This is a genomic window from Bdellovibrio sp. (assembly GCF_036384735.1).
Lineage (GTDB): Bacteria > Bdellovibrionota > Bdellovibrionia > Bdellovibrionales > Bdellovibrionaceae > Bdellovibrio.
Window position 1 is genome coordinate 44,600 of the sequence record NZ_DASVLT010000016.1, and the last position, 11,231, is coordinate 55,830.

General features: G+C 41.8%; 12 protein-coding genes and 2 riboswitches. Of the genes, 7 read left to right on the forward strand and 5 right to left on the reverse strand.

The annotated features are described in order from the left end of the window. Positions 1-9: 9 nt before the first annotated feature. The 5 genes from VF412_RS05260 to VF412_RS05280 form a co-directional block, all read right to left on the reverse strand. Positions 10-261: a hypothetical protein gene (locus VF412_RS05260; protein WP_331338164.1), complete on the reverse strand. Its 252-nt coding sequence runs from the start codon at positions 259-261 to the stop codon at positions 10-12. Continuing rightward, on the reverse strand, positions 261-1,649 hold the full coding sequence (locus VF412_RS05265) for a sigma-54 dependent transcriptional regulator (protein ID WP_331338165.1): 1,389 nt from the start codon (positions 1,647-1,649) through the stop codon (positions 261-263). Before VF412_RS05265 ends, VF412_RS05260 begins: the two co-directional genes overlap by 1 nt. 218 nt (positions 1,650-1,867) lie before the next feature. Continuing rightward, entirely contained in the window at positions 1,868-3,442 is a 1,575-nt protein-coding gene (locus VF412_RS05270) for a MutS-related protein (RefSeq protein ID WP_331338166.1), read from the reverse strand. After that, entirely contained in the window at positions 3,417-4,895 is a 1,479-nt protein-coding gene (locus tag VF412_RS05275; protein WP_331338167.1) for a MutS-related protein, read from the reverse strand. The genes VF412_RS05270 and VF412_RS05275 overlap by 26 nt, the downstream gene beginning before the upstream one ends. Positions 4,896-4,967: 72 nt before the next feature. Further along, complete coding sequence (locus tag VF412_RS05280; RefSeq protein WP_331338168.1) at positions 4,968-5,789, reverse strand: 1-acyl-sn-glycerol-3-phosphate acyltransferase; 822 nt, start codon at positions 5,787-5,789, stop codon at positions 4,968-4,970. A gap of 33 nt (positions 5,790-5,822) precedes the next feature. Further along, positions 5,823-5,886, reverse strand: a riboswitch (Fluoride riboswitch). Positions 5,887-6,065: 179 nt separating this feature from the next. Then, positions 6,066-6,159: riboswitch (Fluoride riboswitch) on the forward strand. A gap of 11 nt (positions 6,160-6,170) precedes the next feature. Here VF412_RS05280 and VF412_RS05285 point away from each other — a divergent pair. From VF412_RS05285 to VF412_RS05315, 7 genes are all read left to right on the forward strand, one after another. Beyond that, positions 6,171-7,448: a voltage-gated chloride channel family protein gene (locus tag VF412_RS05285; protein ID WP_331338169.1), complete on the forward strand. Its 1,278-nt coding sequence runs from the start codon at positions 6,171-6,173 to the stop codon at positions 7,446-7,448. A 13-nt stretch (positions 7,449-7,461) separates the two neighbouring features. Continuing rightward, on the forward strand, positions 7,462-8,001 hold the full coding sequence (locus tag VF412_RS05290; protein WP_331338170.1) for an inorganic diphosphatase: 540 nt from the start codon (positions 7,462-7,464) through the stop codon (positions 7,999-8,001). Between the two features lies 1 nt (position 8,002). Continuing rightward, positions 8,003-8,566, forward strand: a complete 564-nt coding sequence (locus tag VF412_RS05295) for a phosphatase PAP2 family protein (protein ID WP_331338171.1) — start codon at positions 8,003-8,005, stop codon at positions 8,564-8,566. Then, positions 8,563-9,174, forward strand: a complete 612-nt coding sequence (locus tag VF412_RS05300; RefSeq protein ID WP_331338172.1) for a fused DSP-PTPase phosphatase/NAD kinase-like protein — start codon at positions 8,563-8,565, stop codon at positions 9,172-9,174. Before VF412_RS05295 ends, VF412_RS05300 begins: the two co-directional genes overlap by 4 nt. Before the next feature lie 75 nt (positions 9,175-9,249). After that, positions 9,250-10,167: a metallophosphoesterase gene (locus VF412_RS05305; protein ID WP_331338173.1), complete on the forward strand. Its 918-nt coding sequence runs from the start codon at positions 9,250-9,252 to the stop codon at positions 10,165-10,167. A 41-nt stretch (positions 10,168-10,208) separates the two neighbouring features. Next, positions 10,209-10,772, forward strand: coding sequence for a hypothetical protein (locus VF412_RS05310; protein WP_331338174.1), 564 nt, complete (start codon positions 10,209-10,211; stop codon positions 10,770-10,772). Position 10,773: 1 nt separating this feature from the next. Beyond that, complete coding sequence (locus VF412_RS05315; RefSeq protein WP_331338175.1) at positions 10,774-11,229, forward strand: HAD family hydrolase; 456 nt, start codon at positions 10,774-10,776, stop codon at positions 11,227-11,229. Positions 11,230-11,231: the final 2 nt, after the last annotated feature.

An 11,231-nucleotide genomic window follows, 5' to 3' on the forward strand; every position in this document is an offset into this window, starting at 1 on the left:
ATTACTTCATTAGTCTTTAATAACATCGCCGCAAATAACGGATACTTTGGACTTGTCGTTTTTAAGTATTCCTGATTTGACCAAGTTATCTACTAGGTTCTGGTCTACTTTCATCTCAGGGCCTTCGACCTTAACTGCGTTGGCGCGCACCAATGTCATCACTGCTTCAATAAGTTTTTGATCTGAGACCTCTGCTGCTTGCTGCGCGTATGCGCTTCCACCAATAAGAAATGCAACGGACATAAGGATTAATTTCTTCATTATTTTTCCTCCCTTTCGGAAAATGGATTTTCAATGTTCAAAGCCTTCATGCGACTTCTAAGTGTGCTTCTGGGGATGTTTAGGATCTTCGCTGTTTGCACCAGGTTAGAAGAGTTTTTTAATGCTCTAAGTATGATTTCTTTTTCCTTTTGCTCCTTTGTGTAAATAAAAACATCATAGTCAAAAATGTCTTCTACATTTTCCGTGCCATCTTTGTTCTCATCATTTTGAACAAAAGTTTCTCTTAAGACCTCGGAAGGGGAAAGCGCGTGCATTTGTGCAATTGCTCCATAAAGTTCTCGAACGTTTCCATACCAAGGCATTCTTTGAAGAGCTTTTACCGTGGAAGCTAAGATAGTTTTATTGGTGTCATTTTCTTTATTAATGATTGAAAGGAAATGTTGCACGAGCGGAGGAATATCTTCGGGTCTGTCTCTGAGTGGAATCAGATTAATTTGTAGGGCATTGAGACGATAAAATAAATCTTGTCGAAACGAGCCGTCTTTAATCTTTGCTTCAAGATCAGCATTCGTCGCAGCTACCACTCTTACATTTAGTTTGACTGGTTGAGTGCCGCCGACTGGTGTTACTTCTTTTTCCTGCAATACCCTTAGAAGGGTTGCCTGAGATGGGGCTGGCATATCACCGATCTCATCTAAGAAGATTGTTCCGCCTTGTGCTGCTTGAAACTTTCCTTTGCGTTGTATCGCCCCTGTATATGCGCCCTTTTCGCTGCCGAACAGTTCAGACTCGACAAGATCTTTAGGGATGGCGGCACAGTTTATGGCTATATAAGGTGATCGACTTCTTTTTGAATTTTCGTGAATACCAATCGCAACTTTTTCTTTTCCAGTACCATTTTCTCCTCGAATCAAAACAGATTGCTCAAGTGGAGCAAACTTTAAAATTAGATTTGCTACATCTGCCAAATGATCTGATTCGCCTACCATTCCCACACTTTGAATCATTATATTATTACTGGTATTTGAAGCTGGCTTATAAAGTTTAGTCCATCTTTCGTATTCCCGAATCAATCTTTGAGCTGTCGGTATAATTCTCGATTCATCAGATCCTTTTATTAAAACTGTTAGTGCGCCGGACGTAAGAACTTCGTCATAAACCTCATCGGACTTGTCTCCAGAAAATACCATAAGAGGCAGCTTTTCATTTATCTCTTGTATTTGGTTTATGATTGCTGAGCCCTTTTCCTCCGGCATGTGGTAATCAACGATAACAAGAGAAAACGGAAGGATATTCTGCCTTATAAGTGCCACTCCCTCTGCGCCACTTGAGACCGTTTTCACAAAATAACCTGCATCTTGAAGGGTTAGCTTCAAAGAGTTTCTTATGAGGGGGTCATCGTCAATTACCAGTACGTTCAACTTCATCCGATTCTCCGTGTGTAAAAGGTTTCAAAAGCAATGCCATTCTTAATCTGCTCGTTGTTTATATTTTGAACCGCTATATTCGGTAGGGGACGAACCCGATATATAAAAAATTCAAAGGTTTTGGGGATGCTCTAGCCCTTCGTTCTAAGCTATTGAAGGGCCGCCGTTTTTGTAGGTAATGCCGTGGCGAAAAAGTGCCACGCTCGCCTTAGCGGTGGTTATAATTCATTTGAGATCCCATTTTCGGTTTGGTCGGGGTGATTTTTACAATTGTCTGAAGGGTTGCTCGCTATAGTTATGTCGGCGAATACTTCTGCGTATAGGTCCGCACCATAGCTAGTTTCCAATGGTTCTTTCTCGACGAGTTGAAAGGATCTCGTACCATTTACTTCTCTTTCGGCTCGCAGGAAAGTAGTCGTTTCCTTTGCATCGACGAAGAAGGGATGTGTGAACTCATAAATGTGAGAAACGAAAAACACCTTCATTTTCTTTTCGAGAAGCGCGGTGGTGATCTGCCTTGCGATTTCGGCACCTTCCCTGGCATTGGTAGCCGCGAAGGACTCATTGAAAAGAACTATGGAGTTAATCTTGATATGCTTCACGATATCATTCATTCGGACTAGCTCTTCATCGAATTTACCTTGAGTCATTGTCGCGTCTTCTTCACGTTTATAGTGCGTAAAGAGTGCCGGGCAAATTTCAGCTCTAAATTCGTCGGCGGTAACGAAACAACCACTTTGCATCATGATTTGCGCAACTCCAATACTGCGAAGAAAACTGGATTTGCCGCCTTGATTTGCACCTGTGATTATGATGAGGTTCTTGTTATTGGCATTGACGATATTGCCTACGACCTGCTGGTTCATAGTTAAAACCAAAGAAGTGTCACGCAGCTCTTTAAATTCGTGGTATCGATCTGTAGCGGGCATTGCCGCTGGAAAGCATACTGTGGCACCTTTTGCCGAGAGCTTTTCATGGAGGTTTAAGCAGCCAACGTAGAACGCAAGTTCTTCGCGTAGCACATGAAGAAAGTTTCTGACATGTTCTGAAGCCTGTCCAAGAGCATTCGCCACACGGTTAAGGCCACGGTCTTTGAGATTTCCTAAAATGGTTGCACCAGCCTCATCTCGAGGATCGAGATGATAGGTATAGGCTGTGCTACTTCTTTCCTGAAGCCATTCTCTCCACCAGCTTTTTCTTCCTGGCGGTTGTCGTAATATATAATTGGGGTCAATTTCCTCTACTTTCAGATCAGCGCTAAAAAGAAGTCCCCGGCGAAATCTCAGTTCGTCAATGTCTTTACTCACCTCTTGTAGATAGTTTTCTCCGACTTCTGCTTGAATCATTGAAAAGAATCGTTTGAATCCTTCAGAGTTAAATTTACCTTCATTGACTTCTGAAATTTGACGAAGTTTTCGAAGCATGTTGGTGAGCATATCGAGAATATCGATTGATTCCACGAGTACGCCGGTTGGCGTTTTACTAAGGTCTAACCACCAATGCTTTCTTTCTTCCTCAGCGGTATCTACAGTGAGTTGATATATTTCTCGAACAACCGAAGGATTTATCAAACAATCTTTTAGGATCTCCTGACGATAAAAGATCGTTTCAGTGGAGTTATTAAAGCCAGTAAAGAAGACGTTCTGAACAACGCGGTCCATATACTTGTCTTCTCCTGCCATCGCATTGAAGATCGTTCCAAGCTCAAGATCTGTTGCCAGTGAAAACTCATTCCACGGGCGTTCTGCTTTGGGATTAAAATCCTGGTTACGGTGAAGAAGAAAGACTTTCATAACCAATCCGTTTCATAAGTTGTTGATAGGTGACACCGTGTTTTTCCGCGACTGAAAGAGCGTAGGCGATTCCAGTTGCGGGCTGTCTTTGTAATTTGAACGTTCGTATTGCAGGATCTTTTGGATCTACTTGACTGACCATGCTCACAGTCTTCTCGTTGAAAGAAGCGAGTTCATCAATAAAGGTCACGCAGACTGCGATCATATCGAGATCCGAAATCTGTTGAAGAATCATCTTACTCAGAAAAATTGAATCTTGCAGAGATGTTGATGAGAAAATCTCGTTGAGTATAACGATGCTATTTGTAGTTGATTGAGTAAGTATCTCTTTTATTCGGACCAGATCGTCTTGAAGCTTGCCTCGAAGATTTCGAATATCTTCTTTACGCTCAAAATGAGTAAAGAGTTTATCGAAAAGGAATAGATCGGATTCTATTCCCGGTACTGGGCAACCAAGACAGGCCAGAAAGTGAAGTTGACCAAACATCCGAGCAAACGTAGTCTTTCCGCCGTGATTTGGCCCTGAGACAATGAAGATCCGCTCGGGGCCTTGAAGATAGAAATCATTGACGATGACCTTTTTCTTTTCCGTTACAGATTTGCTTGCGAGTGCAATATCAAATGTTTCTTTTCCTTTGACGGCTTTGCTCGACGTTAAAATATTGGGATAACAGAATTTTAGTCCGTGATGGCGTAAAGGTTTGATGTAGGCAAGAAACGAGATGTAGAATTGTACATCTTTTTCGAACTGTAAAATGAAAGCGTTTGTGAAGTCCGCATGATTCTTTTTAAACTCCGTCATCTCTTTAAAGATCTCAGGGAATAGCAGTGATACTCGGTCGAGGATGGCAGAATTTATATGATCCATGCTGCCACCTGGGGAGATTTTTGCTGAATAGTCTTTAACCGCGCCTTGCCTGAATTTTTCAAAAGTTTTTTCTATAACAGGAGTGTAGTCAGGTTCGTTCTTGTTTTCTCGAACGGTGATGCTGCTGCCTTTTATGACAATGTTGTATCGGATTGTAGAATATCTATTTTTGAGAGCTGTTGAATCAGCCAAAAGTCTTTGGAAGGTAGCCTCTTTGGTGTACGCTTCTAAAAAGTCACGGAGAGTGATGAGTCCAAGGGATTTTAAGTCAGAGTTTTTAATTGATTCTTGCAGAGAATTGATAGAGCTGCAATAGACTAAGACAGACTCCAAAAAAGTTTGTTCTTGTTCATGCTTAAAGTAGGACTTCTGCGATGTCTCAATTAATTGCAATGCCCATCTTAAATCGTGTGAGAAGTTCTTGATGATCTCCATAAGATTGTCATCTTCGAGTTCCCGCATAATGTCTTGCCGGTACTTGATTGTTTCAAAATTCGAGACGGGTGTACTGAATAGGGAAACAAGATCAGGAGATTGTTTTGCAGTAATTGCTGATATGACTTGATCGAGATTTAGGTCAATCAAAATCTCAGAAGATGCAATTTCTGAAGAGATAAGTTCTTTCGGAAATAAGATACTTTGAAATGACATAGTTATTCAAGCCTTTCTGCCCGTAGGGTCTGATGGGAAATAGATGTACTTCCTATCTGCTAGTTCAAGCTTTAAGGTTTCTTGCATTAGTAATCTTAAATTCTTAGCGATCTCATCGCAGTTGACTTGCCCATTGGTCTCTTCGCCGCAGAGTTCTTTCAGCGGAATTGGTTTTAAAATTCTAATTTTCCATTTCGCAGGTAGCGGGAACGTATTCAAGGGAAGAGGTAGTAGCTGTCCCATAATTGAGAGCTGTCCGATGTTAATATGACTTTCTTCGGCTCCGATAATAATGATTGGAATAATAGGAGCGTCAGTTTCGAGGGCCATTCTCGCAAAACCTGTTCTAAAGGTTTGTAAGGAATATTTCTCGTTAATAGGTTTGAAATTCCCTCGTTCTCCTTCTGGAAAAATAATCATCAATCTTTTTCTGAGAAGGGTGCGCAGCCCTGCTCTGTAGCTTGCTTTGACAAAGCCGAAGCGATTGGCATGAAGATTTAAAACATTCCCCTTGTACCAGAATTTATGGAGAAGAATTCTTGGGATGCGTTTTTTATTTTTATAGATCCAATGTTGTAAGATGAGTGCATCGACTCCAAGGTAGCCTGAATGATTGGGCAGCAGAATTCCACTTCCTTGTCGTGGAATGTTTTCTATTCCTTCAACTTCAACACGAAAATATTTTTCCAGCGCTGAGAGGCAAAGATGAGGGAAGTGTTTGTAAATGAAGGCTTTAGAAAATATTGAAGGTGAGGCAAGTGAACCGCTGGATAACAGCAATTTGGATTTGCCGCTTAGATGATGCTGACTACCACCTGACAGACTCATAGCGTACTCCTACAATGACGTTGTAATTCAACGCCCAACGTAGGAGTCATCAGCCGGAAATGGCGGTTATCGGTGGAACTCCATCACCCTCAGACGTAAATGGTAGAACGTAAGAGCGTATAAACTCAAATGTATTTCTGGTAATAATGGATCAAAAGCTGAGAAATCGTTCGAAATGGCAGTGGTCGCGTTAAAATGGTCGAATAACTGTGTTTTTGCCCAATTTTAGGCAAAATTGACTCAAAAAATTGACAAACAAATGGGGATTCAATAGCTTTAAAGCAAGGCGATGGGTTCCGCCTTTAACCGCAAAGTCCCGGTTCCGATTCTCGGAATGCAGCGAAGACTAGCTAATGACTCCTACACAGAAAGTAGGAGTTCGTGCGCAAATCACCACAACAAATTTTTAGACGATATGTAAGATGGTCTTTTTATAGTGTCATCATCGGTATCTTATCAGGCGTAGCCGCCGCTATTTTTTTGATCTCACTCAATTGGGCAACCAATTATCGGGATCACAATCCTTGGATTATCTGGCTTCTTCCTTTGGCGGGCCTATTCATAGGATTCTGTTACCACCATTACGGCAAGCGTTCGGAAGGGGGAACGGGACTCATTCTAGAAGAGATCCATAACCCTCAACATATCATCCCTTTTAGGATGGCACCTTTTGTCTTGCTCGGAACCGTCATCACACACTTCTTTGGCGGCTCGGCAGGCCGTGAAGGAACCGCTGTCCAAATGGGATCTACCCTTGCAGATCAACTTTCAAATATCTTTCATATCGAAGCCGAAGAGAGAAAGATTCTTCTCATTGCGGGGGCCGGTGCTGGCTTTGCCGCAGCTATTGGTGCTCCTCTTGCTGGAACAATCTTCGGTCTTGAAGTGATTCAGATAGGAAGACTTCGATTGTTTGCGCTGTTTGAATGTTTTGTGGCTTCCTTCGTCGCTTATTATACTTGTGTCTGGCTAGGAGCGCCTCACTCTCATTTTGAATATGTCGCTAATGTCGTATTCAATCCTGTGACTTTTGGAGCTGTCATTTTAGCTGGAGCGGCCTTTGGAATAACCGCCAATCTTTTTGTGCAATTCACGCACTTCATCGAGAAGCTTCAAAAGAAGTACGTTAAAAATCCAATGTTGCGACCTTTGCTTGCAGGTATTTTGTTGGTGATTCTGTATGGGCTGGAAGGCTCTTACAATTATGTCGGTCTTGGTATTCCATTTATTCAACACTCTTTTACCGAAGCAAGCCACTGGTATGATCCGGTACTAAAAATATTTTTTACTTCGTTAACAATTGGTTCAGGATTTAAGGGCGGTGAGTTTGTGCCTCTTGTCTTTATTGGCACGTCTTTAGGCAGTTTCTTATCGCAATTCCTAGCGATCTCTATGCCACTTATCACGGCTCTTGGTTTTGTCACGGTATTTGGAGCTGCTGCAAATACACCAATAGCTTGTGCGATTATGGGTTGTGAAATCTTCGGATGGCAGACGGCACCCTATATGTTCATTAGTTGCTGGGTTGCATATTACCTTACGGGACATCTGGGTATTTACAAAAATCAGAAAATTATCTACTCGAAAAAAGACCAACTTCTGAAAGTCTTTAAATTGCATCGTGTGATTTCAACCAGAGACAGAGAAACAACCACTTAAAGGAGGAATTGATATGAACCCTTGGCATGACGTTGAAGTCGGTGAAAAAGCACCTGAAGTCATTAACGCGATTATTGAAATTCCGAGATTCTCGAAAACAAAGTTCGAGCTTGATAAAAAAACGGGACTCCTCAAAGTGGACCGTGTTCTTTATAGTTCCGTTCACTATCCGGCGAATTATGGCTTCATTCCACAAAGCTATTCGGATGATAAAGATCCACTCGATATTTTGGTTTTAGGTCAGGCCGAAGTTTATCCTCTCTCTATCATGAAGGCCCGACCTATCGGGTTTATGCGCATGATAGATCAAGGTGATATCGACGATAAGATCATCGCGGTTCATGCCGATGATCCAGAGATGGCAGAGATACAATCAATTAACGACTTAGCATCACATACACTAAAAGAGATTCAGAACTTCTTTGAAATCTATAAGGGACTTGAAAATAAAAAAGTCTCTGTCGAAGGATTTAAAGATAAGCCCGATGCTCTCGTGATTTTAAAGAAGGCTCTTTCTGACTATCAGGAAAGACGCGAAACCTTAAGGAAGTAATATGGAAGTTTATGCTTGGGAAGAAGCGATCATGACATGGGCGAGAAGTTTGCCCCACACCGGAATGTTATATGAATTTTTTAAGTTCTGGTCTGATCAAAAAGAATCCTTCCCACTTTTGTTTTTGTTTGCTCTTACTCTGGGCATTGAGTTTGGCTGGAGAAAGCTTTTAACGCCGACAGTTCTGAGTATTCTTGCTGTGATCTGCGGAGATCTTTTTAGTCGTCGTGTTGTAAAGTTCTTCGTTGAAAGGCCACGGCCAAACTTCGTCCATGATGCTACTTGCACTATGAGTAAATGTTGGGGCTTTGTAAGCTCCCACTGCACGAATGTTGCGGCGGTGGCTGTGGTGCTTTGTCTTTATAATAAACGAAATGCTATTTGGACAATTCCGTCTGTCATCTTAGTTGCGATTTCTAGAATATATCTTATTGATCATTATCCGCTCGATGTTATTGGCGGTGTTATCTTAGGAATCCTAATCGGAATTGCGATCTACATTGGTTATTTGCAGTATCGAGTTTTAAAGCAAAAGCCAATCGAAGTGAAAGCGAAGGCCCAATGAAAATCGCTAGAATTATTTGGCCGTTAGTTGCGGGTTTATTAGGTGGTGTTTTTTATTATACGTCGATTTTCCGATTTACGAAGAATTTCTATGAGGTAGATAAAGGTAGTTTCTATCGGTCTGCTCAACTTAGCAAATTTGAATTAGAGGATGTCGTCAGAGAATATGGAATCAAGACTGTCATTAGTTTGCGTGGCAATCCACCCGCAATCTTTGATGAAGAGCCGGAAGAGACCACTCTTAAAAGGCTAAAGGTGCCACTGCATTCTTTCGCTTTAGAGATGGACTATTTTCCTAGCAAGGAAGATCTTAACGAACTTTTAGATCTTCTCCATAGCGCTCCGAAGCCGATTTTAATTCATTGTCGAAGTGGCGCGGATCGCACGGGCATGGTTTCGGCTCTGTATCAAATAGAAGAAATGAAATTGCCTAAGACAAAGGCTCTAGAGCAGTTGTCGCCTAAGTATTTGCACTTCGAATCGTTTCATCCAGCTATGGATGAGTTCATTCGAGTGTATCAGGGCAGAGAGTGGGCTTCGTTAGCTTATGAACCTTGTCAATATCCGAATTTCGTGGAGCATCGTTCGACGTGCAATAAAAAGGACTAGTGGTGGGTTGTGAAAAAGTACGTAATTGCATGTACTATAATTGTGAATCTTGTCTTCGCGGCAGATTGTGCGAGTTTGGCTTTGCAGGGAAGATTTGCTAATCGAGACCCACAAAGTGTTATAGCAAATCCTGGTGTTGTTGAACTTGGCGAGTCCACAAAGTATTCGCAGGTTATTGTCATAAGCGATGTGCATGGGATGTATGACCGGCTTGTTGGGCTGTTGAGAGCAGGTCAGGTGATTGATCGTCAAAATAACTGGATAGCTGGAAATACACTTTTTGTTGTGACTGGTGATTCGATTGATAAAGGTCCTAAAAGTCTTGAAGTCATGGACTTATGGATCAAACTTCAATCGCAAGCCTCGGAAGCTGGCGGCCTACTCATTCATACTCTTGGAAATCACGAAGCAGAATTTTTGGCAAATCCTGAAGCCGATAAAAAGGCAAGTGAGTTGATCAGCGAATTGCAGGTGCAGAATGTTCCTGTCACGGATTTGACTTCGACTCAGACGCCAAGAGGAGTTTTTTTACATAGCGAGCCCGTCGCACTAAAGATGGGGAAATGGCTATTCTGTCATTCAGGGTTTTATCCTAACATGAATTGGAGTGACTTTGTTACACAGGCTCAGCGGGTAACTACATTGCAAAACTATGCAGATGGTTTTTTGATTGGTGATACTTCGATTCTAGAGGCAAAAGATTGGGAAAAGAGCGAGGTTACTTTAAATCCCATTCTTTACCGAATGAACGGCAATGGTCTTTATGGAATTGTTTTTGGACATCAGCCGTCAGCTTTTGGCATCAAAGGCAGATCAGCCGCAAAGATGGGTGGACGTTTAATTAAGATAGATAATGGAATGGCTCCTGAAGCCGGGGCACATCCGGGTTCATTGCTAGTTTTTACTAATCCGTCGCAATTACTTCAGGCCGCCTATCCGCAGATTAAGATTATTTTTCCCGATGGATCTAACAAAGTTTTACAACCTGAGTAGATCTGAAGCGGATCTTTTAGGGCATAGTTTGGAAATCGACAATGAAGCATATTTATTCATTTTGTGGTCGAAAAAAAGAACTCAATGAAATTAGGGAAAGCCTAAAAAAAGGGAATCATGTTCTTATCTCGGGCTCTTACGGCATGGGAAAAACGCGACTTGCACTTGAAAGTGTACGTGATTTCTCTCCCGTCGTTCAAAGGCTTTCGTTGAACGATCCTCCGGCCACTCTTAAGAGAAAGCTATTTCGTCATGAACGGTTGTATCCTACGAGAGATGTTAGAAGATTTGTAATCCTTGATGACATCGTTAGAATGAGCCATCAGAAGTCAGAGTTTTTACGTTTTCTTGCCGACCGAGGATATGTATTTATCGCAATTGAGGAGAACGGTATTCCAGTCAAAGAGCACGAGAGATTAAGATACTCAAGTGTTCCGCATATCCAGCTTCCACTTTCGTATTTATCTAAGAATGACACCTATGAATTTTTAGAAACTTTAAACGAGAGATTGGTGCTTGGAAAAGAAAAGGAACAATTGGTCTCACTCGCCAAGATATTAAAAGGGCATCCTTTAAGTCTGATTCAAACGATCAAGGAGTTATGAAGTGTCACTATATGAAATCATCGAAGAAATAGACGATGTTGTGATGGATTATAACGGAACTCTTGCTTCGGGAGGAGAAATATTGCCCGGTGTGAGAGAATTGATAAATGAAATTTCAGATCGCTATCAGCTTACAGTGTTAACGGCTGACACCTTTGGAACGGCGGCGGCAAGTCTTGAAGGACTCGATCTTAAGGTGAAAGTTGTAGAGACTGGCAAAGATAAAAGACAGTTTGTGAAATCGCTCAAGGATCAAAAACGCGTCGTGCTTGTCATGGGAAACGGACAAAATGATGTAGAGATGTTCAAGGAAGCAGATTTCTCAATCGCGGTGATTAGCCCCGATGGGACTTTCTCGAAACTCTTAGAGAATTCTACAATGATAGTTTCAAATGTCATTCACGCTCTGCAACTTTTAAAAAATACAAAACGAATCAAAGCGACTCTTCGTCAATAGAA

What these genes read in the sequence shown, in the direction of transcription:
- VF412_RS05260 (WP_331338164.1), bottom strand. Translation starts at nt 261, where the DNA reads ATGAAGAAATTAATCCTTATGTCCGTTGCATTTCTTATTGGTGGAAGC.
- VF412_RS05265 (WP_331338165.1), bottom strand. Translation starts at nt 1,649, where the DNA reads ATGAAGTTGAACGTACTGGTAATTGACGATGACCCCCTCATAAGAAAC.
- VF412_RS05270 (WP_331338166.1), bottom strand. Translation starts at nt 3,442, where the DNA reads ATGAAAGTCTTTCTTCTTCACCGTAACCAGGATTTTAATCCCAAAGCA.
- VF412_RS05280 (WP_331338168.1), bottom strand. Translation starts at nt 5,789, where the DNA reads ATGAGTCTGTCAGGTGGTAGTCAGCATCATCTAAGCGGCAAATCCAAA.
- VF412_RS05290 (WP_331338170.1), top strand. Translation starts at nt 7,462, where the DNA reads ATGAACCCTTGGCATGACGTTGAAGTCGGTGAAAAAGCACCTGAAGTC.
- VF412_RS05295 (WP_331338171.1), top strand. Translation starts at nt 8,003, where the DNA reads ATGGAAGTTTATGCTTGGGAAGAAGCGATCATGACATGGGCGAGAAGT.
- VF412_RS05300 (WP_331338172.1), top strand. Translation starts at nt 8,563, where the DNA reads ATGAAAATCGCTAGAATTATTTGGCCGTTAGTTGCGGGTTTATTAGGT.
- VF412_RS05310 (WP_331338174.1), top strand. Translation starts at nt 10,209, where the DNA reads ATGAAGCATATTTATTCATTTTGTGGTCGAAAAAAAGAACTCAATGAA.